Origin of the sequence: Calothrix sp. CCY 0018, assembly GCF_963920925.1 — a bacterium.
In the GTDB taxonomy this organism is placed as follows: Bacteria; Cyanobacteriota; Cyanobacteriia; order Cyanobacteriales; family Nostocaceae; genus Rivularia.
Genome location: NZ_CAWUDI010000072.1, coordinates 1 through 25,577, shown reverse-complemented (window position 1 = coordinate 25,577; position 25,577 = coordinate 1). Strand labels below are relative to the sequence as shown.

General features: G+C 38.8%; 12 protein-coding genes. 8 read left to right on the top strand and 4 right to left on the bottom strand.

Annotation, left to right across the window (positions count from 1 at the left end; all coding sequences use genetic code 11):
- Positions 1-24: 24 nt before the first annotated feature.
- Positions 25-3,786 (bottom strand): chromosome segregation protein SMC, encoded by a 3,762-nt coding sequence (smc, locus tag ACM03V_RS32340; RefSeq protein ID WP_414624912.1) that lies wholly within the window; start codon positions 3,784-3,786, stop codon positions 25-27.
- Positions 3,787-4,190: 404 nt separating this feature from the next.
- Here smc and ACM03V_RS32335 point away from each other — a divergent pair, with 404 nt between their 5' ends.
- The 8 genes from ACM03V_RS32335 to ACM03V_RS32300 all read left to right on the top strand — a co-directional run bounded on the left by ACM03V_RS32335 (position 4,191) and on the right by ACM03V_RS32300 (position 19,266).
- On the top strand, positions 4,191-4,622 hold the full coding sequence (locus ACM03V_RS32335) for a hypothetical protein (RefSeq protein ID WP_414624911.1): 432 nt from the start codon (positions 4,191-4,193) through the stop codon (positions 4,620-4,622).
- Between the two features lie 226 nt (positions 4,623-4,848).
- Positions 4,849-4,962, top strand: coding sequence for a type II toxin-antitoxin system HicB family antitoxin (locus ACM03V_RS32330; protein WP_414624910.1), 114 nt, complete (start codon positions 4,849-4,851; stop codon positions 4,960-4,962).
- 328 nt (positions 4,963-5,290) lie between these two features.
- Positions 5,291-5,413: a hypothetical protein gene (locus tag ACM03V_RS32325; protein WP_414624909.1), complete on the top strand. Its 123-nt coding sequence runs from the start codon at positions 5,291-5,293 to the stop codon at positions 5,411-5,413.
- A gap of 1,243 nt (positions 5,414-6,656) precedes the next feature.
- Positions 6,657-14,318 carry a choice-of-anchor I domain-containing protein gene (locus tag ACM03V_RS32320; RefSeq protein WP_414624908.1) on the top strand — a complete coding sequence of 2,554 codons (7,662 nt, stop codon included), beginning with the start codon at positions 6,657-6,659 and terminating at the stop codon, positions 14,316-14,318.
- Between the two features lie 132 nt (positions 14,319-14,450).
- Entirely contained in the window at positions 14,451-15,617 is a 1,167-nt protein-coding gene (locus ACM03V_RS32315; protein ID WP_414624907.1) for an FAD-dependent oxidoreductase, read from the top strand.
- Positions 15,618-15,938: 321 nt separating this feature from the next.
- Positions 15,939-17,120 carry an ArsR family transcriptional regulator gene (locus tag ACM03V_RS32310; protein WP_414624906.1) on the top strand — a complete coding sequence of 394 codons (1,182 nt, stop codon included), beginning with the start codon at positions 15,939-15,941 and terminating at the stop codon, positions 17,118-17,120.
- Positions 17,107-18,051, top strand: a complete 945-nt coding sequence (locus ACM03V_RS32305; protein WP_414624905.1) for a mechanosensitive ion channel family protein — start codon at positions 17,107-17,109, stop codon at positions 18,049-18,051. The genes ACM03V_RS32310 and ACM03V_RS32305 overlap by 14 nt, the downstream gene beginning before the upstream one ends.
- A 213-nt stretch (positions 18,052-18,264) precedes the next feature.
- On the top strand, positions 18,265-19,266 hold the full coding sequence (locus ACM03V_RS32300; RefSeq protein WP_414624904.1) for a sodium:calcium antiporter: 1,002 nt from the start codon (positions 18,265-18,267) through the stop codon (positions 19,264-19,266).
- A 216-nt stretch (positions 19,267-19,482) separates the two neighbouring features.
- Here ACM03V_RS32300 and ACM03V_RS32295 read toward each other — a convergent pair whose 3' ends face one another.
- From ACM03V_RS32295 to ACM03V_RS32285, 3 genes are all read right to left on the bottom strand, one after another.
- The gene (locus tag ACM03V_RS32295; RefSeq protein WP_414624903.1) at positions 19,483-20,427 is read right to left on the bottom strand and encodes a response regulator; all 945 of its coding nucleotides are present in this window, start codon (positions 20,425-20,427) and stop codon (positions 19,483-19,485) included.
- Positions 20,424-24,215 (bottom strand): response regulator, encoded by a 3,792-nt coding sequence (locus tag ACM03V_RS32290; protein ID WP_414624902.1) that lies wholly within the window; start codon positions 24,213-24,215, stop codon positions 20,424-20,426. The genes ACM03V_RS32295 and ACM03V_RS32290 overlap by 4 nt, the downstream gene beginning before the upstream one ends.
- A gap of 445 nt (positions 24,216-24,660) precedes the next feature.
- Positions 24,661-25,577, bottom strand: a 917-nt coding sequence (locus ACM03V_RS32285) for a DNA-methyltransferase (protein ID WP_414624901.1), incomplete at its 5' end; no start/stop codon positions are given.

The following is a 25,577-nucleotide window of genomic DNA, read 5'->3' as shown; positions in this document are numbered from 1 at the left end:
CTATACACTATTATTAACAGATACTCAAGCAGAAGTATTGTCGGTTTTTAACTTTATCCCTAAAACTTGTGTATAAGCTCCACGGGCTTGAGTCACTCCGATTGTACGTTCGGCTGATTCTATCATTGGGCGGCGCAAGCTTACAACTATAAATTGTGCTAACTCTGCCTGTTGCTTAATCATTTTAGCTAATCGTTCTACGTTTGCCCCGTCTAAAAACATATCTACTTCATCAAATGCGTAAAATGGCGATGGGCGATATCTTTGTAAAGCGAAAATAAAGCTTAATGCTGTTAATGATTTTTCTCCTCCTGACATAGATGCTAAGCGCTGTACTGGTTTACCTTTGGGATGCGCGACTAAGTTTAAACCGCTGACAAATGGATCTTCTTCATTATCTAATTGTAAGTAACCATCGCCGTCGGAAAGGGTGGCGAAAATTGATTTAAAGTTTTCATTCACAGCGTCAAAGGCTTCTTTAAATGCTCGTTGCCGTAAAGTAGTAAAGTTTTCAATTCTTAATAATAATTCGGTTCGTTCTGCTTCTAATGTTTCTAATTTTTCGCTAAGCTCTTCTAAACGTTGTTGAGTACGTTCGTATTGTTCCAGAGCCAACATATTAACTGGTTCCATCGCTTGCAAGCGTTTAGAAAGAGATTTCAATTCTTTTTGTAGCTCTTCTAAATCTACGTTTTCGGGTACTTCTGGTAAAGGATTTGGCAATTCTGAGGAAATTGTTTGTAATTCTGCCAATACTCTATCTAATTCTTCGCGGCGGTTTTGTTGGCTTTCTTGTAGTTTTTGAACTTCCCATTCCAATTGCTGTTGACGTAATAATAGTTTTCTTAATTCGGCTTCTACAGCATCACGCTTTTGTTTTTCTTCGCCTAAATTCGCTTCCATTTCCTGGATGCGTTGGCGAGTTTCGGCTAAAGCTGCTGTTAATGTGGTTTCTTGTTCTTTAAGACTATTAATTTGATTCTGCTGGTTTATTTGCTGTTGCTGATATTCTTCAACTCGTCGCACTCCTTCAGTAATTTTTTCTTGCAATACCTGCTGTTGAACTTCGAGATTTTTTAATTTTTCTGCTGTTTCTCTTAATGCTGTATCTTGTTGCTGCAATTGCTGCTCTTGACTTTTGATTGTTGCTTGAATTTGCTGCCATTCGCTTGGGGTTTGCGATGCTTCTAACTGAGCTAATTCATCGCGAAATTGTTGTAATTGTTGCTCTTGTGTCGGTAATTCCCGTTCTAATATTTCTAAGCGAGATTGAGCGGTATTTAACTTTTGGGTATTCTGTGCAAGTTGATTTCTAGCATCTTCTACCCGTTTAGTTAAACTTTGAACTTCCTTCTGTAATTGTTCTGCTCGTAACTGCTGTTCTCTTTTTCCCTGACGAGTCTCGGTAAGTTGAGTAGATAATTCTTTTGTTCTTTCGGAAAGAGTAATAATTGCTTCGTTACAACGCTGTAAAACCCGCTCGATTTCAACCAAACGATTTCTTAAAGCTTTGACTTCTTCCGATTCCGTCGCTTCCACCGTACCAAAACGCAAAGTCGATCGCTGGGTAACGCTACCACCAGTCATTGCGCCGCTGGTTTCTAACAATTCCCCTTCTAAAGTGACGATGCGAACTTTACCTAAATGATTTCTGGCTAAATCAATAGTTTCAAAAACAACCGTATTCCCAAAAACATAAGCAAACACATCATTATAACGGGATTCGCAATCGATTAAATTCACCGCATAATCAATAAAACCGTTGGCATATCGTAAATTACCTTCTGCCGAAATACGCGGCGCTCGAATTTTATTCAAAGGTAGAAAAGTTGCTCTCCCCGCTCTTCTTTGCTTGAGTAACTGAATTCCGGCAGCACCAACACTATCATCTTCTACAACAATTTGTCCCAAACGCCCGCCAGCAGCGGTTTCTAAAGCTAGCTGAAAATTCGGCTCTACCCTTCCCAACTCCGCAACCAAACCGCAAACACCAGGTAAACCAGATTGCAAAATAATTTTACTCGCATGAGTACCTTGAGCTTCCTGCTGAGCTTGAGTTTGGGCTTCCAATTTATCAAGCTGCCGCTGTTTATCCCTTTGCTCTTGCAACAATCGCTTTTGAGTTTGCTGCTGAATTTCTAATTCTTGCTCTGTAGCAGCTAAATTTTCGGCTAAATCTTGAATTGGTGCAACGCTAGAATTAAATCCAACTTCAAATTGATTTAACTGACTTTGCTTTTCTGCTAACTGCGGCTCTAATTCTGCAACTAAATCATTTTGCTCTTGAATTTGCTGCTGTAATTGACTATTTCTTTCCCTTAACTGCGCTCTTTCGCTGCGTTGAGGTTCTAAAGTTTGCAGTACAGTTTCGATTTGACGGTTTAAATTTGTTTGCTGTATCACCCAAGCTTCCGAAGCCGAAGCAATCTCCGCCGCCGTTTCACGAGATTGTGCTAAATTTTGACGCACTGACTCGCGCTGACTTTGTAAAGACGCGGAATTTTGGGTTTCCGTATTTTTTTGTTGCGCGTATTGAGATACAGAATCTTGATGCTGCTGAATTTCCTGCTGAGTTTGAGTTATTTTCACCCCAGCTTCCGCAATCCCAGCTTGTAACTCACTTTGACGACGTTGAATTTGCTTGTATTCCGCTTCTTGAGTCGCTAAATTTGACTGTACCTTTAATAATTCTTCCTCACCTAAAGCCTTAACATGAGCATTTAACTCCTCAAGCTGCTTTCGATGAACTTCAATATCCGTATTCACCACACCCAACTGCTGAGTGTTTTCTGAGAGAGTGCGATCGCCATCTTGAATTTGCTTCGATAATTGTTCTTGATGCCTTTGTAAAGTGCGCCATGAAAGCACAACTTCCCATTTCTGCTTTTCTAAAAAATCAATTCGCAATCTTTGATATTTTTCTGCCTTGGCTTTATCTTGAGAAAGCCTTTCGCACTGCGTTGTTAATTCCGTTTCAATAATCCGACAGCTATCAACATTATCTTTAACTTCTTCTAAAGTCTTCTTTGCTTGATTAATTTTTCTGTCAAAAGCCGCAACCCCTGCCAATTCATCAACAATTTCTCGTCTTTCGCGAGCCTTCATCGAAATAATATCGGTAACGTCACCTTGCAGAACAACGTTATAACCTTCAGCGTTTATACGGATACTACTTAACTCTTCCTGTAGCTCGCTTAAATTAGAAGAGATTCCGTTAATGTAATAACTTGATGAATAAGTACCTTGTTTAGTCACCCTTAATCTACGGGTAACGCTCCATTCGCGATCGCCTAGTTTTGCGCGGATTTGCTCCCGACGATTTTTAATTTCCTCTTCTTCCTGCTGTCGCAGCACTTTTTCTTGTGCTTCCTCTGCCGTTTCTTCCGTTTCTTCCGTTTCTTCCGCTTCTTCTACAAATTCTTCCTCAGTTGTGGTTTCTTCAACTTCTTCAACTTCTTCCACCTCATCGATCGCAACAGTAGAAATCGGCTCCGAGACAAATTGATCTCCATCGTAATCCGACAAATCAAACGTCACCTTAACGCTAGCTTCCACAGTAGCGCGAGCTTTCGTGACTTGATTGGTATTTACCAAATCCGGGAGCCTCTCAGCACGCATACCTTTAGAACTCGAAAGTCCCAAACAGAACAGCAGCGCATCCAGAATATTAGATTTTCCCGAACCGTTAGGGCCAGAAATCACCGTAAACTCCGGCAGTAACGGTACGGAAGTAGTACCACCGAAAGACTTAAAATTGGTGAGTTCTACGCGCTTTATATGAACCATAGCCGCAGCTTAATGCTTTTACGTTGAACGTTCAAGTGTACCAGTGAATAACCCACTAGAGTTAGGGAATTGAAATTATTGAAACACACAAGACATCAGATGTAGATACCTATTTAACAAAAGATATTGTAGCGGCACCCAGAATATACTGATTTATTTATGTATCTTTGAGTCATATCTTCTAGCATTGTCATTTAGCCCTCAAAACCGCCTTGGAATAAATTCCCAGGCTTATAGTCAAAGTCGTCTAAAGACGACTGAGAAAGGAATAAGATATGTTTTAAAGTACTTTGTTATCAATTTCTTCAAATTGATTTCAAGGCGGTATCAAGACACTAATTAATGCTGCAACATATTAATAAAGCTGACTTTCAGGACAAATTCTTGTATTTTCCACCGTAAAAATGTTCAATCATCCCTTTTTTCAAGCTTTATGTGGTGTTTTACTAACTTCTATTGTTGGATATTTAATTAATCAGCTACCTGCAATTAAAGAATTTCCTGGTAAAAACATCTTAGTAATCAAACTGACAATTGAAACTGCTGTATTGGTAGGAATTTACAGTTTATGGAGTACGACAGAAAATAAAAGTCATGAATTAAAGGTTTTGCTGGCAACAGTCGGTGGTTTATTTTCAGTGCTTTTGATTTGGCATACGTTCAAATTAATTTGGATGCTGCGAAAAACAAAAACCGACAATATCAGCAATGATAATACTACAACAAAATTAACAAGGAATGATTGGCGGCGAGAATTATTGAAAGTGATGAAGATTGATGTCGAAACTCGGCTAAATGACTCGCTTTATAATAAAGAAATTATTCGCTTTTTATAACGGAATGCTTAGGGTGTTTTAATTAAGTTCCTTGGATTTATCAATGCTCAGAATCAAGTCTATCAACAAGTAACTGGAGAAGTGAGTTGGTCTGTTTTGTTTCTGAAATAAGTCGATCTAATCGGTCTTTGATATCAAATATAGCTAAGGGCACAAAAAGCTATTGATGAGATAGAAGGAAATATTAATAATGATGAAACGATTAGTATAAAATGATAATTGTTTTTTGATTGGGTTTCCTGACTTCCCCAGACAAAAATGGCGGACTCATGGCGAAACTTATCAAGAAGCAGTTTATAACGGAACTGAAGCTTTAGAGTCTTTAATAATAGCTTATTAAGAAACTGGTGAACCCCTTCCCGAACCAACTATTAATAAAGCTGCTTAGCACTATATTATAACTTACCATATTGTCACAGTTAAGAGGGTGCTAGGGTGCTGATTCTGTGTCCTTTTAAGTGGTAAAAAATCATCCAGAAAACGTGTTTGTCCCTTATATATTGCCCTCTCCCCCTTCCCCTCTCCCAAATTTGGGAGAGGGGTGCCCGTCAGGGCGGGGTGAGGGAAGTATGTTGCGATTTTGACCGACATAAAAGTTGTATGAACTTTAAGCGTAGAAATTCTCTCAAAGTTAAAGAAACACAAGAAACCGCAATATTCTTCAAAATGTGGGAGTAGGTGCGGCTGGTGGTACTGTCGCAGGTGAAATTACCAACCGCGATAACACTGTTAGTAACACTATCAATGGTGCTGCTGCGGGTGCGGCTATTCATATCTTGAAAGGCAAGTAATCAGTGAACAGTAAGCAGTGAGCAGTTATTAAGAAGTAAATCATTAATTACAATGATTGGGAAAATAGAATACTAATAGAGAACAATAAATAATTACTTACCGATCGACTAGTCAATGTTTATTGTTAATTGGTTACTGTTCACTAATAACTGCTCACTGTTCACTGATTCAATTTGTTTGCTTTAACTACAGCTTATCTTTCTATCAATCATTTATAAAGTTATTAACATCATATTAGATACTTGATTTTAATCTTTAACTTAAATTTCCGTTTTATTACGACTAAAAGTGCATAGTAAAGAATTTCGTATTATTAGATTATTAAATTAAATATTTATCCAGCTTTTAGTTTTTAGCTTTTAGCTTTTAGCTCAAAGCGGGTTTAATACCGAAGCCGTCAATTGGCGTGCAAGCCGTCTTTTTGGGGTTTAAATCCCTATGCAATTGCCAGCGGTGGAGCTTTTAAAATAGACATCTCCGGAAAACATTTCTATGGTTTCAAATTACACGCAAACCGCGAGCCCCCCTACCCCCCTTCCCTATGAGGGAATGGGGGTTTTTTAAGCCTCTCTCAAGCGTGGGGGAGAGGTTTGGAGAGGGGTATTTTTCATTTCCGGAGATGTCTAATGACTTACGCAACCGCAAACACAAATAAAATATTCCAGCCGTTAGTATTTGCCAAATTATGATTATGTTTAACCAATAGCTTTCTTAAACAAACATTAATCTAAAATTTTTTATTTCTTAATGATAACTCTGTAATATTTATAAGGAAAGTAGCAATATTTACAGGTGTTTAGTGAATTATTCAGCAAAAACTCTAATCAGAGATTCTGAATTATAAATAAATACCTTAACTAGTTAATTAGCAAACAAATCTTATGGCTCAGGCAACCGGAATAGTGGGTAGCGGACTTGTTATATACAAGATTTTTCTTCATCGTAATCAATCAGCAATCAAAGTAAATAAAGATACTAAGTTTGGATGTTTATTTACCGATAAACACGTAAAATAACTATATTTGAAACCGAAAGATAGATACTGTCTTTAATTAATTTTGAAATGCTTGTGGCAATAAAAACCGGGCGCATTTGAGTAATTTTTGATTGCAAAAAAGTTAGGGAAATATTCGTGAACTAGTTGATTTACGTCTATTAACTGAGTCAACTTAATTAGATGACTTGGAAATTTTGCTTTTGCAAAAATTAGACTATTTGATTAACAATTAATAGGAGTATTGAGTGGCTGACATATTTATTTCTGAGTACGTTGAAGGTAGTAGTAATAATAAAGCAATAGAACTGTATAACCCTACAGATACAGAAATTAACTTTGGTACTGATAATTACACGATTGAGCTTTATTCCAACGGTGCTTCATCTCCTAATCAAACCTTAAATTTGACAGGTACCATTGCCAGTAAAGATGTTTTTGTAATTACTCGTTCTAATGCTGATGCAACGATTCAAGTAGTTGCTGATGTAACTGATGCTGATGGAGTAATTAACTTTAATGGTGACGATGCAATTGTAATTAAGAAAAACGGTGCGGTTGTTGATGTAATTGGACAAATTGGTTTCGATCCTGGTGATGAGTGGGGTAGTGGTGATGCTTCTACCCAAAACAATACTATCCGTCGTAAAGAAAGCGTTACTACTGGGGATACTAATCCGTCGGATGCTTTCGATCCTTCATTAGAATGGGATGGTTTTGCTCAAGATACATTTAATGGATTGGGTTCTTTTGGTTCTGATGATGATAACAATAATGGTGCTTCTGCTGTCAAAATCTACGAAATCCAAGGTGCTGCTCATAAGTCACCACTTGTAGGTGAATCTGTCACTACCACAGGTATTGTTACCGCAGTAGATAGCAATGGCTTCTATCTTCAAGACGCTACGGGAGATAACAACAATGCAACTTCCGACGCGATTTTTGTTTTTACTAGTTCCGCTCCTTCAGTAATAATTGGTGATGATGTAGAAGTTAGCGGTACGGTTAGCGAATTTTTCCCCGGTGGTGCGGATACAGGTAATCTTTCCACAACTCAAATTAGTAGTTCAAACGTAACCGTAAATTCTAGCGGTAATAGTCTTCCTGCAGCAACAATTATTGGTACGGGCGGTAGAATTCCTCCGACTGAAAATATTGATGATGATGCTTTCGGTAGTTTTGATGCAGATACAGATGGAATAGATTTCTTCGAGTCACTTGAAGGAATGCGAGTTACTGCGAAAGATGCAGTTGCTGTTGCTCCTACCAATAGCTTTGGGGAAATTTTTACTGTTGTAGATAATGGTGAAAATGCAACTGGGATTAGCGAAAGAGGTACTTTAAATATCAGCCCCGATGACTTTAACCCCGAAAGAGTCCAAATTAATGAAGATTCGGATATTTTACCAGGATTTGATATTCCTGAAGTTGATGTCGGAGCAAAGTTAGGAGATGTAACCGGGGTTGTTGGTTACGGTTTCGGTAATTTCGAGATTTACCCGACTCAGGAATTTACCGTTACTCCTTCAACGATCGCAGCAGAAACCACTAACTTAATGGGTAGTGCAGATAAACTGACAGTTGCTAGCTACAACGTTTTGAATTTAGATCCCAAAGTCGAAGACGTTAGCAAAGTAAATAGAAATGACACCGATGAAATAGATGATGATGAAGGAAATGGACGTTTTACTAAAATTGCGTCCCAAATCGTCAACAATTTAAAAACTCCTGACATCATTGGTTTACAGGAAATTCAGGATAATACTGGGGCTGAAATTAATGATGGCGTAACATCTGCTAGCGAAACTTTGCAAAAGCTGGTTGATGCGATCGCAACTGCTGGTGGCCCGACATACAGTTTTATCGACAACACTTTTATCGGTGAAAACACTAGTGGCGGTCAACCTGGTGGTAATATTCGCACTGCTTTCCTTTACAATCCCGAACGTGTTGGTGTTGTAGAAGGTTCGGTTGAAACAATTGAAGATAATGGTTTTAACGGAAGCCGTTTACCTTTAGTTGCTAAATTCAGTTTCAATGGCGAAGAAGTTACCGTTGTTAACAATCACTTCTCTTCTAAAGGTGGTAGCGCTCCGATTTTGGGTGTAAAGCAACCTTTTGAAGCGCGTCAAGAAGATGTGAATGTTAACGGCAGTCTTGATGAGCGTCAAGCACAAGCCGAAGCTGTCAAAGGTTACGTTGATGAGATTTTAGCTGAAAACAATAACGCTAATGTTGTTGTGCTGGGAGACTTGAACGAATTTGAATTTGTCTCTCCTGTCGAAACTTTGGCAGAGAGCTTGACAAACTTAACAGAAACTCTTCCAGAAAACGAACGTTACAGTTTTAATTTTCAAGGTAATTCACAATCCTTAGATCATATTTTAGTTAGCGATAATTTGGAAGATAATGCTGAGTTCGATATCGTACACGTCAACTCAGAGTTTGCCGATACAGACGAAAAAGCAAGCGATCACGATCCATTAGTAGCAAGTTTGTCATTTTCTAAAGAGAGCATGAATAAAATTAATTTAAGTCAAATTGGTACCTTTACAAGTGTTGATGGCGCGGAAATTGTTGCTTACGATCCCACTACTCAGCGGTTGTTTGTAACTACTGGGGACACCGTTGAAATTATTGATATTAGCAATCCAGCTAACCCTACTAAGTTTGGTGAAATTGATTTAACTACTGTTGGTGGTGGTTCCAACAGCGTTGCAGTTAATAATGGTATTGTTGCTGTAGCAGTTGAAGCGGATACCGCACAAGATCCCGGTATAGTTGCTTTCTACAACACTGACGGCGAATTACTAAAAACCGTTACAGTGGGTGCGCTTCCCGATATGCTCACCTTTACCCCCGACGGTACAAAGGTAATCGTAGCTAACGAAGGCGAACCAAATGATGATTACACCGTAGATCCAGAAGGTTCAATTAGTATTATTGATATTTCTGGTGGTGTTGCTAATTTAACCGATGCGAATGTAACTAATGCTTTTTTTACAGGTTTCAACGATCGCAAGCAAGAGTTAATTAATAAAGGTGTTCGTATCTTTGGTGAAACAGCAGATGGAACCAAAGCTACAGTTGCTCAAGATTTAGAACCTGAGTATATAGCCGTTTCTGCCGACGGTTCAACAGCAGTTGTGACACTGCAAGAAAACAACGCGATCGCAGTTGTTAATATTGAAACTGCAACGGTACAAGATATCCTACCTCTTGGTTTCAAAGATTACAGTAAAGGTCAGCCAACCCTTACACAATATCAGTTCTCTAATTTACCAGTACTCGGTACAACCGCTACAACGAATCCTGAAGATTCTGCTGAAACAACCGCAGGACAAGATATTTTACTTGGTGGTTTATCCGGTCTTTTCTATGACGGTACAGCTGACAACGGCAATTTAAAGTTTGTTACAGTTCCCGATAGAGGACCAAATGGGAACCCTACTAATGTAGACGATGACGACGATAACGAGCGTCCTTTTGCTTTACCAGACTATCAAGCACGAGTTGTCAAGTTTGAACTCAACGAAACTACTGGTGCAATTGAAAATGTATCGGAACTTTTATTAACCAGAAAAGACGGCACAACTCCCATTACTGGTCGTCCGAATATTGCTGGAGTAGACGAAGAACCTGTAGATTTGTTTGGTAATCTGCTCGGTTATGACAAATTCGGTGCCGATTTAGAAGGTGTTGTAATCAACCCTGCGGATGGTAGCTACTGGATGGTTGATGAATACCGTCCAGCTATTTACAATTTTGATTCTACTGGTAAATTAATTGAGCGCTTTGTACCGTCGGGAACGGGTGCATTAGGCAATCAAGCAGCAGGAACCTACGGAGCAGAAACTTTACCAGAAGAATATTCCAACCGCCTCAGCAATCGTGGCTTTGAAGCTGTAGCTCTGGATACCGATGCAAGTATTCTCTACGCATTTATTCAGACACCTTTAGCGAACCCAGACGGCGATACTTCCGATAATTCCGATGTTATCCGTATTTTAGGTATTAATCCTACTACAGGTGAACCTGTTGCTGAGTACGTTTACTTACTCGAAGATCCAGCAGTTCGTTCCGGCGGTAGAGTTGATAAAATCGGCGATGCAGCTTACGTCGGTGACGGCAAATTCCAGGTTATCGAACGCGATTCAGCAGTTGGTGCGAATGCAAATAAGTTCCTAATTGAAATTGACCTCAAAGGTGCGACTAATTTACTTGCTCCGGATGCTCCAGCGTTAATGGCTGGTATGACTCTTGAGCAGTATACCGCCTCGGAATTAGTATCTGCTGGAATTAACCCCGTCAACAAAATTAAGGTAACAAACCTACCTTCAATTGGTTATCAAGCTGGCGATAAACCCGAAGGTTTAGCATTATTACCTGATGGTCGTTTAGCGGTTCTGAACGACAACGATTTTGGTTTACTAGATGAAGATATTCCCCTTGATGGAACAGTTCCGGTAAATCCCAACCCCATACCAGTTGTATTGGGAATTATCGATTTTGCTGAAGGTAATAAACTTGATGCCAGTAACGAAGACGATGGAATAAACATTAAAAATCATCCCGTCTTCGGAATGTATCAGCCGGATGCAATTGATAGTTTTGAAGTAGACGGTAAAACTTACTACATTACTGCTAACGAAGGTGATGCTCGTATCCGTCCTGATGGAGATATTGAAGATGCAGACGGTAATGTAATTACAGAAGAAGGAAGTATTTTCAACGAAGAAACGCGAATCAAGGATGTCACACTCGATCCTACTGTCTTCCCTAACGCTGAAGAATTACAACAAGATGAAAATCTTGGTCGCTTAAAAATCACCAACACCCTTGGGGATTTGGATGGTGATGGTGATTTTGACAAACTATTTAGTTACGGTGGTCGTTCCTTCTCTATCTGGGATGGAGTTGGTAACTTAGTATTTGACAGCGGCGATCAAATCGCTCAAATCACCGCCGAACAAGCTCCCGAACTCTTCAACGCTAACGACGGCGACCCCGATGAATTTGATGACCGTTCCGATGATAAAGGTGCCGAACCCGAATCTGTCACCGTGGGAATTATAGATGGTAAACCTTATGGTTTCGTAGGTTTAGAACGCGGCCCTGGTGGTGTCTTAGTTTACGATTTGAGCAAACCTACCGCACCTGAATTTATTCAGTACATTCGTACCGAAGGCGATATTGCTCCCGAAGGTTTGAAATTTATCGCTGCAACAGATAGCCCGAACGGCAATCCCTTGTTAGCAGTTGCGAACGAAGAAAGTAAAACTACCACGCTTTACGATATCGAAGTTCCTCAGTCAGATACTTACAGCTTACAAATTCTTCACGCTTCCGATTTGGAAGGTGGAGTTGATGCAATTGATAGAGCTGCGAACTTTGCTGCGATTGTAGATTACTTAGAAGACGAAGTTGAAAATTCTATTACCTTATCGGCTGGAGATAACTACTTATCCGGACCTTTCTTCTCAGCCGCAGGGGATCTAACTTTCCGCGACGATGGAGTCTTCAACAATTTTTATAACGACTACTACGATTTACCCCAAGACGTAGAAAACGACAGCGATGCAGATTCCTACGGAAGTTTGCGCGAAGGTGGCGGTAGAGTAGATATTTCGATTATGAATGCGATCGGTTTCGATGCTTCAGCATTAGGAAACCACGAATTTGACTTGGGAACCGATGCCATAGAAGATATTATTTCCCCCGATTACGGTGATGCAGAACCAGAACTGAGTGACGATCGCTGGGTGGGTTCTCAGTTCCCATACTTGAGCGCTAACTTAGATTTCTCCGACAGTAATCTTAACGGACTATATACCGGCGATATTCTTCCTAGCACAGCTTTTGAAAGCGGTCCAGAAGAATCTTTAGCTGGCACAAACGTACCCAAAATTGCACCCGCAACGGTGATTGAAGAAGGTGGCGAGAAAATCGGTGTTGTTGGTGCGACAACTCCATTACTAAGAAGCATTTCTTCCCCCGGTGATGTCAAGGTACTGGGTTCTGGGAATGACATGGATGCCTTAGCTGCTGTACTCCAACCTTATATTGACCAACTCGTTAACGATCAAGGTGTTAACAAAGTTGTTTTAGTTAGCCACTTGCAGCAAATCGCCTTAGAGAAAGAATTAATCGGTAAACTCAGCGGTGTTGATGTTGTAATTGCTGGTGGTTCCGATACTTTACAAGCTGATAGCGAAGACGTTGCACGCGGTTTGAATCCTGGGGATACATCTGCCGAAGATTATCCCTTCGTTACCACTAATAAAGATGGTGATACTGCGGTAATTATCAGTACTGATGGCGAGTATTCTTACGTCGGTCGTTTGGTAGTTGACTTTGATGCTGAAGGTAAAGTTATTGCCGATAGCATTGACGAAAACGTCAGCGGTGCTTTTGCAACAACCAGCGCACAAGTTCAAGCTTTGTGGGGTAACGAAGACCCATTCGCCGATCAAACCAAAGGTGAATTAGTTAAACAACTTACCGATGCTGTAGATGGTATAGTTACTGCTAAAGACAGTAACATTTTCGGTGAAACTGACGTATTTTTAGAAGGTCGTCGCGGTGAAGTCCGCACCGAAGAAACCAACTTGGGTAACTTAACGGCTGATGCTAACTTAGCTTATGCCAAAGAAGTTGACCCATCTGTTACCGTTTCCATTAAAAATGGTGGTGGTATTCGTGCCCCCATCGGCTTTCTCAGCAACGACGGTGAAGAATTACCTACCCAAGAAAATCCAGGTATCAAAGAAGAAGGAGAAGTTTCTCAGTTAGATATTGAAAATTCTCTTCGCTTCAATAACGAACTCAGCTTATTAACCGTCACAGCAGCAGAATTAAAGCAGATTCTTGAATACGCTGTAGCTGCTAGCGGTGATGATGCAACACCTGGTCAATTTCCACAGGTTGGCGGTCTAAAATTTAGCTTTGATACCGATAACCAGGCGATTGAATTAACCAGAGATGCTGATGATAACGCTACCGGAGTGGCAACAGAAGGCGATCGCATTCAGTCATTAGCAATTTTAGATGAAGATGGTGACATCCAAGATGTAGTTGTCCAAGATGGGGAAGTCGTTGGTGATGCTAATCGCGAAATTCGCTTAGTTACCCTTAATTTCTTAGCTGGAGGTGGTGACGGTTATCCTTTCTCATTCTTCGGAGAAAACCGCGTCGATCTTACGGAGCAAGATATCTCAGCAGGTGACGCTACTTTTGCAGAAGCCGGAACCGAACAAGATGCTTTAGCTGAGTATTTGCTTGATAACTTCAGCGAAACAGCTTTTGACATTGAAGATGTTCCAGTCGCTCAAGATATGCGGATTCAAAATCTTGACTTCCGCGAAGATACTGTATTGGAAGGTTTAGTACAACAGCCACCTGTAGGAGAAAATACAATTGCAGCTACAACTTTGGCTGATGGAACTATAGTCGAATCTATCGACCTAAGTGGTTTCACCGGACAAGCAACAGTAAATTACACTATTAGCAGAGAAGCTGATTTTGATAACGAAGTTTACTTCTACAAAGTTGACGATATTAACGGTAGCGTTAACGGGATAGCAGTTGGTGAAGCTGGTTACTTACAAGCCGCTTTAGCAAGACTAGCTTCACCTCAGTTCTCCACCAGTGACAATAATACCGAAAACGGCAGCGTTACATTTGACGCAGGTTCTATTGTTGTTCCCCTAATCATTGCTGATGGTAATTTATCTGAAGCACTAAGCGGTGCAGCAGAAGTTTACTTCCTATACCTGGGTGCTAACACAGATAACGGTAACTTCGATCACATTAAGTTGTTAGATGACAACACCTTCGGTTTTGAAGATTTACCCAACGGTGGTGACGAAGACTTCAACGACATTGTTATCAAAATTGAAAGTATTGCTTAAATCAGTTAGCAGTTAGCAGTGAACAGTTAAATCAGTTATTGAATATTTACACCCGGCAACCAAATGTTTGGCTGGGTGTTTTTTTATGTTAGTTGTTAGTAGATAGTGGTTAGTTGTTAACTGATAATTGTTATGAGTTCTAACAAAATGTTGCAGCAAAGAATAGCTATTGTAGGTGCGGGTTTGGGAGGTTTGGCTTGTGCGATCGCGCTGCACAAAAAAGGTTTTAATGTGGAAGTGTACGAGAAAGCACAAGATTTTCGTCCTGTAGGTGGTGGTTTGGGTTTGCTGCCAAATGGTTTGAAGAGTTTGAATAATATCTATCCTGGGATAGTTGAAGAAATTAAAAATTATGGGTGTCACGTACAAGAAACTGTTTTAAAAAGTACTCAAAATGAAAATATTCGCACAAATCCAGCTAATAGATTTGATAAATATGGCTTTCCTTTAATCACAGTTTGGTGGTGGCGATTGCAACAAATTCTGGCATCGAAACTACCCAGAAATATTATTCATCTCGATCGTCGCTGTACTGGTTTTTCTCAAGATGATAAAGGTGTAGATATATATTTTGACGGTAAAGAAACAATTCGTGCCGATTTATTAATTGGTGCTGATGGGATAAAATCTGCGGTTAGAGCAAATTTAATTGCCGATGGCGAACCTCGTTTTTTAAAAAGTATGTCTTGGCGTGCTGTGATTAAATGCAACCAACAAGTATTAAATCCCGATCAAATGGGTTTTGTAAGGGGGCACAGGGAATTTATGTACTTATTAAATGTTGGCGACGGTGATATTGCTTGGCTTTACCGTCAACAGGCTTCAGATAATTCTCTTTCTACTAATAAAGATGAAGCCAAATCTCGCGTTTTGGATAAAATTGCTGAATGGGGAAAACCTTTACGTGCTTTAGTAGAAGCAACTCCATCTGAGAGAATTTTGGAAGGAGCAATTTGCGATCGATTACCAAAAGATTTCTGGAGTAAAGGAAGGGTAACTTTACTAGGTGATGCCGCACATCCAATGGCTCCAGCAGCAGCACAAGGTTCAAACAGTACTTTTGAAGATGCATGGGTATTAGCAGAGTGCTTATCAAATGCATCTAATATCAGTGAAGCTTTTAATAATTATGAACAGCGCCGCATTCCCCGGTTAAAAATTATTCAAACTCGTAGCGCTAAAGGAGAAATGCACTACTACGAAACCGAAAGCGAAAAATTGGAGAGAGAAAAACATGAAAAGCCAGAAGAGATGACTGGGGAAGAATTTTCCGATTGGTTGCATAATTATCAACTTTAAACACAGATTTAAAATAATAATTAGAGGCAACCATGTCAGACAGCCGAATTTATTTGACCATATTAATCGTATTCTGCTTAAAAAATAGTTAAAGATGTATAATTTATGGGTATTAAGAACTTACATTGTTTCTGCGAATGATTTGAATTTACATAAAATACTGAAATGTTGGGTTACGACGCTTAAAAAGTTTATTCGTTCGTAGTTGAATATTTTCATGCGTCTAACCTAACCTACGAATTAACACTCTGGAGATATTTTAATAGTTATCAGTTATTAGAGTAAGATACTTCTAATCACGCTGCAAATAAAATAGCCGGAATGGGTACACTTTTTGATCGATTTCAAGGCTGGTTTGTCGAAAATCGTCAAAATTTTCTGTCTAGGTTTTCGACTGATGAGCAAGAAACGCAAGAGCCGGAGAAGTCTTTAATTGAACTACCACCGCATCTTGCATCTAGATTAGTTGCAGCTGTCGATGAATTACCTACCGATAACCCAGATATGGAAGCGATTCAGTCAAAGCTGGATGAAGCGGTGGAAAAATGGCGCAAGAATCCCCAAGCGGCTGAAAATTCGTTGGTGGTTTTAAGTTCTCCAGTTACCACTGTGTCGCGCATTTTAGTTGAAAGTTTACAAGATTGGGCATCGCAAAAGGAAATAGCACTGCGACCTTTACAATGGATAGGTAGACCAGAAAAAGCTGAAAATATTGCAACAAGATTACGGCAGCAATTAGGTAGAGGATTGTCAACAACAGGCTCGAAGCAGCAGGAAATTGTAGTTATTTCTAATTTAAGCTGGTGTTTTTTGCGCTGCGTTGATGGTTTGGATGGAATTGATTATTTACAAGATGTGCTGCTGCAAGATGATTCTCGGTTTTGGGTAATTGGTGGGGGTAAAGTAAGTTGGGAATACCTTAATTATGTATCTCATTTTAAAGCTTATTGCGGGGAATCTTTAGAGTTACCCGAACTTACAGGAGAACAATTACAAGAGTGGTTTGAACCGATTGTTTCCGAGCTTGATATTCATTTTGCTAAACCGAATATAGAGTTTCCTAATAATAATGAAGATCCGGAAAGTTATAAAAGTAGATATTTTGATAGATTAGCTTCTGTAAGTGAAGGAGTAAATACTGTAGCCGCACAAGTTTTTTTACGTTCAATGCGCTACGAAGTGAAAGAAACAGACGATGATAAAAATGAAAAAGCTGAAGGAATTCTAGAAGCACAATATCCAGAATTACCTACTTTACCGCGTTTAAATGCAGACGAACACTATATAATATACTCTTTATTGTTACACGGAGATTTAACTTTATCCGCACTCAGCGAAAGTTTGGGAGACGATAAAAATTTAGTTAAAGGTCAAATACAAATGCTGCGCCGTAAAGGTTTGATAGAGCAAAAAAATCAAATACTAACTATTAATCCAATTCATTATCCCCGACTAAAAAGTGAATTAGCAAATAACAACTTTATTATTCATGAATCAGATTAATTTTGATTTCGATCCTGAAGGGTTTAAATATTTAACCTATTCTATAAAAACCTTAACATTTAATTTCTATTCTTTAATTTTAGCTCAATCTGCTGGTGATGCAGCCAATGATGCAGCGAAAGAAACAGCAGAACAAACCAAAGAACTTATTAGTAAAATTACAACTTGGAAAATTGGTCAAGCACTGATAGCTTTAGTCATTTCCTATATTCTGATCAAAGTTATTGATCAAACAGTTATTTGGTTATCCGAACAAGTTGCTAAAGAATGGCGATTGCGGGTTAAGCAATTTCTGCCTTTTTTAAGAATGATGGTTTTGACTATTACCGTCATATTCCTAATGAACTTATTCTTAAACATATCGCGAGAAAACTTAATTGCAGTTACAGGTACCATCGCAGTAGCGTTAGGTTTTGCCTTCAAAGACTATGCAAGTTCGATTATTGCCGGAATCATCGGCTTATTTGAAGTTCCCTACCGAGTTGGCGATCGCGTTCAAATTGAAGATTTCTACGGTGAAGTAGTTAGTTACGGATTAAGGGGAATCCGCTTACAAACCCCAGAAGATAACGTTGTTACCATACCCCACAATAAAATCTGGACAAATGCCGTATCTAATGCCAATATGGGCGAGTTGGAAGCCCAGGTTATTAGTGAGTTTTACTTCGCTCATAATGTAGATACCGAATTAGTGACAAAAATTTTATATAGAGTGGCGTATACCAGTAAATACACGTACTTAAACTTGCCGATTTTAGTAATTGTAGAAGAAAAACCCTGGGGAACCTTGTTTAAACTTAAAAGTTATCCCCTAGATGCCAGAGATGAATTTATTTACAAAACCGACTTGACAACAAGAGCAAAACGAGCATTTGCAAAGCACAATTTGCCTTATCCTCGGTTGATGAGTAGGTCAGATTCGGGGGAGTGAGGGGATGGGGGGATGGGGTGATGGGGAGACAAGGGGACAAGGTTTATTTTAACCTTTGACCTTTGACCTTAATTACTCCTAACTATGCCCAATTCCCAATTCCCAATTCCCAATGCCCTATTTAATTACGAATTACAAATGAATACATTACAATTCGTGTCGGGAAGTAATAACATATCATCTGATAAATAGCGTAATCGGGGGAAGTCCTAAATGCTTTGGATTCAAGTCATTATATGTATAGCGCTGGTAATAGCAGTAAGTACAAAACTTTCGCAAAGCGCCGATATGGTGGCTGAGAAGAGTGGTTTGGGACGTAATTGGGTGGGTGCAATTCTACTTGCTGGCAGTACTTCTTTACCTGAATTGGCTACTGGTATAAGTGCGGTTAATTATCTGGATGCACCAGATTTAGCGGCAGGAGGTATTTTTGGTAGCTGTTTGTTTAATTTAGTGATTCTGGCAATATTAGATATTATTACCGGAGGTGGCCCGCTTTTCCAGCAAGCGCAGGTTAGTCACGGTATGGCGGCTGGATTGGGATCTTTGATGTTAGGTGTTGCCGCGACTGGGATATTTTTAGCGGGTAAAGACTTACATCCGATGTTGGGTTGGGTTGGTATTTCGAGTATTGTGCTAATCGTAATTTATTTAATTAGCGCTCGTTTGATTGCCAAGTTTGAAACGAGACGGCGCAACCAAGTATTAGATCAAGAAAGTGAAGCTTATGAATACGCACACGTTAAACCGCGAACAGCGTATTTAACTTTTGCTTTATGTTCCTTAGCGATAGTAGTACTTGGAGTATGGTTGGCTTGGTTGGGAGACGAAGTAGTTAAAGCAACAGGATTGGGAGAAAGTTTTATCGGTTCGTTGTTAATTGCAATCACTACATCGCTTCCCGAAGTTGCTGCTGGAATCGCTGCGGTACGATTAGATGCTGTGGATTTAGCAATTTCTAACGTTTTTGGTTCCAACATTTTTAATCTGGCAATTTTAGGAATTTTCGATATTCTTTATATGAAAGGTGATTTATGGACAAAAATCGGCAGCGTCCATATTTTCACCGCGATTATTGCCATGATGATGACTTCTTTAGCAATTGTCGGATTAATTTACCGCGCAACACGTCCATCAAGGCTATATCTTACTTATGATGTTTTGGGTTTAATTGTTTTATATATCGGCGGTATGTATATTATTTATTTGGGGTAAGTCAGTTATCAGTTAACAGTTTGTAGGTTGGGTTAGACACGAGCCTCGCAATTTAACTTGTAACGAGAATCTATGTTTTCGTGTCGTAACCCAACATCACCTTTGGGTGTAATGGATTTATAAATAGATGATTGAGAATTTCAAATGCTAGAAGCCCAGTTTGTTTAAGCAAATGGGTTTCAAATTCAGACACAATCTACAAATCTATAATAATTATTAATTGATAATTGTTAATTGTTCATTGCTCATTAATAACTGTTTTTCCGCATTTTTAACTAATTGATATGCAGACGATTCGGCAGAAGGAATCATGCTGCTAACTCCGAAATTAATTTTTACAGTTTCGTTTAGTATATTCAATGATTCTATAGAATGTTGAATTGTTTTAACTACTTCTGTTGCTTCTTCAGCTTGAGTATTACCTAAAATCATCACAAATTGTTCATCGCTGTAGCGAGCAATACAATCGGTTGAGCGTTTTTTACATTTACGTATGGTATCAGCAATGTAACATAAATACTCATCCTTGCCTTGATAATCTATTTGTGAAAAATCAATTTTACATAGAATTAAAGATAGAGGTAATTGATATTTTTCCAATCGTTTCCATTCCCGCTGTAAGTATTCGTTAAAGTAGGTACGACTGGCAACTTTAGTTAAAACATCGCTAGAAGCAAGGCTTTGTAATTCTCGATTTGCTGTTTCTAAACCTATTGTTAATCGACATTCGCGTTCGATTTGACGGCGGGTTTCTAATATTGCCCAACCAGATGTTAATAAGCGATTTACTCTTTGTGCAAGTAGATCCCAATTAATCGGTTTTGTAATGTAATCGCTTGCTCCTACCTGTAAAGCTCGTTCCACTGATTCTTGGTCGTCGAGAACTGTTATCATCAAAATCGGCGGACAATCTTCACTCATCAGTGTTTGCAACTTGGTACAGCAAGCAAAGCCATCCATTCCAGGCATCATGGCATCGAGTAAAATCATATCTGGAGTTTGTTTTTGACAGATATCTAAACAATGTTGTCCGTTGCAGGCTTCTATTACCCGATATCCAAGTTTTTCAATTGCTTTACGCAGAACTAATCGTAAAGTTTTTTGATCGTCTACTATGAGAATTTGGGGTGAATTGTTCTGAGATTCGGGATTAGTCATCATGCCCTCCTGGTGGGATAGTGTTGTTGCAAAGCTGTCTCTAGCCGTTGGTACTCTGTATCAAGTTTTTTTACGAGAGTAGAAGTACCAAGTGTAGTTCCAGAACGACCTATAGCTTCTAACTCAGTGCTTACTTGAGCTAGCAATACAGCACCAATGGTAACGCTCAAAGACCTTAAAGCATGAGCAGAATTACGTAGAGTATCAGCATCCTTTTTATCAATGGCGCGGCGAATTTCGTTTAATTTTGGTACTGCATCTTCGTGGTAACTATCAATTAATTCCGCTAGCATTTGATCACCATCATCACCTGCCATATCTTTTAACTCCTGCAATATTTGAGCATCAATAACTGGCAGAGCAATCGATTGCGGTTTTTCTTTTTTCACAACAGCAGTAGAATCTGAATCTTGATTAAATGATTGCTGCAAATTTTTGTAGTTATTAAAAATTTCAATTAAAGCTTCAATCCGCACGGGTTTACTAACATAGTCATTCATGCCAGCATTCAAACATTCTTCCCTGTCACCCTGCATAGCATTTGCCGTCATGGCAACAATCCAAGGGCGTTTGGGAGGCAACCATTCTTTGCAGATACACCTCGTTGCTTGCAATCCATCCATTTCCGGCATTTGTACATCCATGAAAACAAGATCGTAATCTTGACGGTGCAAACTAGAAAGTGCTTCTAAGCCATTACTAGCGACATCAGCGCCATAGCCCAATTTTTGTAACATATGTAAGGCTACCTTTTGATTTAAAGGCATATCTTCGACTAAAAGAATGCGTAATGGTAATGTTTGACTCAATTGCGAATCAAATTTAGACGTTGAAGATGGTGAGGGTAAGACGGAAATTTGTTTTCCGCATAATATACGAACGCAGGTATCGTATAGTTGGGATTGTTTGATTGGTTTGTTGAGTAAGGAAACAAATGCTGATTTAGCTGCAAATTGCTTTTGAGTTAATCTATCAACGGAACTTAATATTACTATCGGTAAGTGTTGGTTATCTGGGATAGAATGAATCTGAGAAGCCAAGCTTAAACCATCCATTTCCGGCATTCGCATATCTACAATCGCCAGATCAAATTTTTCTTCAGAATCAATTAATTCCAAAGCTTGCAAACCATCTGCTGCTGTGAGAACAATCATTCCCCATTTCTGCATTTGTAAACTCAGAATTCTGCGGTTGGTGGCATTGTCATCGACTACCAAAACTCGTTTACCAGCCATCTGTGGTTGAATATTTTCAAGATTAGTGAGTGCCGAATTTTGGCACGACTGGGCAACAATTGTGAAATAAAATGTAGAACCTTCACCTACAGTACTTTCTACCCACATCGTACCGTCCATAATTTCGCTCAAGCGCTTGCTGATGGCTAAACCCAATCCAGTACCCCCGTATTGACGAGTCATCGATGCATCAATTTGGGTAAAAGGGTTAAATAATCGGTTAATCTTTTTCTGGTGAATACCAATCCCCGTATCTCTAACGGCAAATTGAATTTGATAATTGCTCGTTGTTAAATTACTGGTTAATTGTTTAGCTGTTACAGAAACAACCACCTCACCAGCTTTTGTAAATTTAACCGCATTAGTAAGTAAATTTATTAATATTTGCCGCACTCGCGTTACATCTCCAACAATAGAAGTTGGAGTTTGAGAATCAATTATGTACGCTAAATTCAAGCGTTTAGCAGCAGCTTGAGAAGTTAATAAATCTAAAGATTCTTCTACACAATTACGTAAATTAAATGGAATTGTCTCCAAATCCAATTTACCCGATTCAATCTTAGAAAAGTCTAAAATATCGTTAATAATAGCTAGTAATGTATCGCTGCTGCTGCGGATAGTTTCTACAAAATCTAACTGTCGGGGATTCAAATCCATATCCAGCAACAACTCACTCATACCAATCACCGCATTCATTGGAGTGCGGATTTCATGGCTCATCATCGCTAAAAACTCACTTTTGGCACGGTTTGCAGCTTCAGCATCAAGCTTTGCTTGTTCCAACTGACTATTTTTAATAGTAAGTTCTTGTTTTTGTTGAGTTTCTTGTTGCAAAAGACGAGCTTGAGCAACAGCAATTCCTACCTGTGCGGCTACAGATTCCAATAACTCAATTTCATCTTTAGTCCACTGACGATAATAATTACACTGATGCAATCCAATAATACCGTTCGCTTCACCTTGATAGGAAGTGCGAATCGCTAACATCGACTTGATTTGCATTTCTGCACAGATATCTACAGCAGCTTCTAATAAAGGTTCGGTAAAAAGATTTGATGTTGCGATCGCGCTATCTTGAGATAACATTTTCTGAGCGTGAGGATTACCCTCAATTGGTATTTGAAAGTGTCGCATCGATGGATAGCCCGGTTCTAAATATTCCACTACAGTAGGAATCTTATTAATTGAACCAGGTATATACTGATGAATTAAACAGCGATTAACCTTAAAAGCATTGGCAATTTGAATTGCAGTAGTTTCAAAAATTTGCTTTGCATCTAAACTTCGGCGAACTTCATGGGTAATTTGTTTGAGTAACAAAGCGCGATGAAATTGATGTTTCACAGCTTGTTCAGCTTGCTCCCGTTCAATCTGGCTACCAACCCATTGCGCCATTAACTTTAATAATTCCCTGTACGCATTTTGAAACTTTTGCTGTCGGGGTTTGAGACTAGAAAACGAAAGAGTGCTATGAACTTTACCTGCGACTAATACCCGTGCCCCGATGTAAGATTCCATACCAAACTTTTTATAGCCGGGATGATTGCACCAAGAAGAATTTTTACTATGTAGAATTATCAAAGGTTCATCATTTTCTAACACTTCGCAACACAAAGTTTGCTCTAATTCCACGCTATATCCCGGATACAGGGAATTATTCGGAGCCTGCGCCACAGTTACGTTATAGCGGTTATTTTCAATTCGCGCCAAAATGCCAAACTCTACACCAAATGTTTGACATCCCATTGCCAATAAATATTGAATGCGTTGCTCAAAATCAAAATTACGAGCGACTGCTACTTCATAAAGCGTTCTTAAGAATGCTTCGCTTTCCTTAAGTTCTACTTGAATTCGTTTATTTTCCTGTTGACTTTGAATATCCTCAATTGCCACAAGTAAATAATTAGCAACTTCTGTAATTGTATTAATTTCATACTCACTCCACTTTCGCGGTTGCGAATCATAAAAACCCAGTACACCAATTAGCCCGCTAGAATCTCGTAAGGGTATTTCTAAGATAGCTTGATTGCCAATTTTTAAAATGTCAGATGCCAAAGATACTAAACATTGATTTTGAGCAACATCTTCAACGATAAATTTTTGACCATTTACTAAAGTAAAAAAATAATCGGGAGCCGTAGTTAAATCAACGACAAAACCTTCTATCTGTGGCGAATCGGCTGCTAATACAGAATGAGTAACGGTTAAAATACCATTGTTATCTATGTTTGAAAAAGCAATTGTTAAATCCGAAAAATGTCTATTAAGTTCTTTGATAGTATTTTTTATTATCTGCTCAACGGACATTCCCAAAGGAACACCAGTTAAAATACTGTTAAGTAATTTTAAACGGTTTTGACTTAAAACCAGGACTTCCTCAGCTTGTTTGCGTCCAATTATCTCTTTATTTAGTTCCTGCTTCGCTGACAGTAATTTTTTGCTAAAAAAGAAAATTGTCAGAATTATTGCTGTAACTGCTAACAGCAAAACAGCAAGCAATTCAGAATAAAAATATTCACCAAAAGCCGACGAGATTAAAAATTGCTTTAGTCTCAACGAATAGTTTTGAATTAAGAAAAAATCAAGATTATAGAAGAATAAGTACACCGTTACGTAGTAGATGCGATATAACATACTACATATAGCCTATACGGTGACACAATGAGTTCAGAGTTTATACTGACAAGTATCTTCGGTTCATATTTTTATTGTTATTTTAAGTGTAGTTACTTATAAATAGTGACTATAGATGTTAGGCTTATGACTTCAGATGCCAAAGGAATAATTTTTGAAATATTTGTTTAAGGTTGCTAACAAGGAATATTTTTAATTAATTGAAGAGCATGGCTCATTTGATGCTTGTTTCTCTTACAACTTGAGAACAATTCCTAGCTTGGAGTCTACACCGAGCGGAAAACGTATATTCGTTTGCTCCTTAAAACCAACAGAAGATGTTTTTCCCTCAAAAATTATTGCTACATGGGAGAAATACAAAAATGCTTTATAAATCTAGACATAACTGGTAGGACAATTCTTCTATTCTTATTTGAGATTTCCTATGGTTATTTTGATTTAATTCAAAGCCAATATAATCAAAACCTTTAATAATAGCAGCTATCGCGGTTGTACCACTTCCCATAAATGGATCGAGTACTATTCCTTTTTCAATACCACTTGATTCAATACAAGTAAGAGGTAAACTCAAAGGAAAAGTACTCGTATGTCCTTTATTTTGATTCGAGTCAGGTTTTAAATCCCATACTGAAGGACATGGTGGTTTTGTACGGAAACTATGCCTTTCATTTTTAGCAATGATATAAATAGATTCATGCTTACGATGCGGTCTTCGACATCTACCTTCTGGCATAACTTTTCTTTTTGTCCAAATAATTTCACCTCGGTAATACATACCGCGATCGCACAAGTTAAGGATAATTCTGTAAGGTAAAGAAAGAAGATTTCCGTAAGTTAGCCAACCAACTTCTTTTTGGATGAAAGCACGTCGCATTCCTCTATTTTTAGTATAAGCAGAGTTAGTTGCAGCTAATCCATTTCCATTTGCTCCTAATGTCGAGTATTTCAGATCGTCTAACTTCCAATTAATAGGAGTATTATAAGCATCACCTATATTAAGCCACAAAATTCCAGTCGGCTTTATAACCCGCATTACTTCAATTAGTATTTGGGTTAAATTTTTAATATATTCTCTTGGATCTTCCTCTAATCCAATACCTTCGTCACCTCTTTGTCCCCAGTAAGGAGAACTGGTAATAGCAAGATCAATACAATTATCGGGTATTTGCTTTAAACCATCTAAGCAGTCCATATGATATATCTGATTTCGTTCAAATTCTCCAATCATATTTTTTGGTTCTTCAGCACTTGGTATGCTAACTAAATAATCGTAAAAAGGCAGAA

Coding starts and splice junctions, on each gene's coding strand:
- smc (WP_414624912.1), bottom strand. CDS start 3,786: ATGGTTCATATAAAGCGCGTAGAACTCACCAATTTTAAGTCTTTCGGT.
- ACM03V_RS32335 (WP_414624911.1), top strand. CDS start 4,191: ATGTTCAATCATCCCTTTTTTCAAGCTTTATGTGGTGTTTTACTAACT.
- ACM03V_RS32315 (WP_414624907.1), top strand. CDS start 14,451: ATGAGTTCTAACAAAATGTTGCAGCAAAGAATAGCTATTGTAGGTGCG.
- ACM03V_RS32310 (WP_414624906.1), top strand. CDS start 15,939: ATGGGTACACTTTTTGATCGATTTCAAGGCTGGTTTGTCGAAAATCGT.
- ACM03V_RS32305 (WP_414624905.1), top strand. CDS start 17,107: ATGAATCAGATTAATTTTGATTTCGATCCTGAAGGGTTTAAATATTTA.
- ACM03V_RS32300 (WP_414624904.1), top strand. CDS start 18,265: ATGCTTTGGATTCAAGTCATTATATGTATAGCGCTGGTAATAGCAGTA.
- ACM03V_RS32295 (WP_414624903.1), bottom strand. CDS start 20,427: ATGATGACTAATCCCGAATCTCAGAACAATTCACCCCAAATTCTCATA.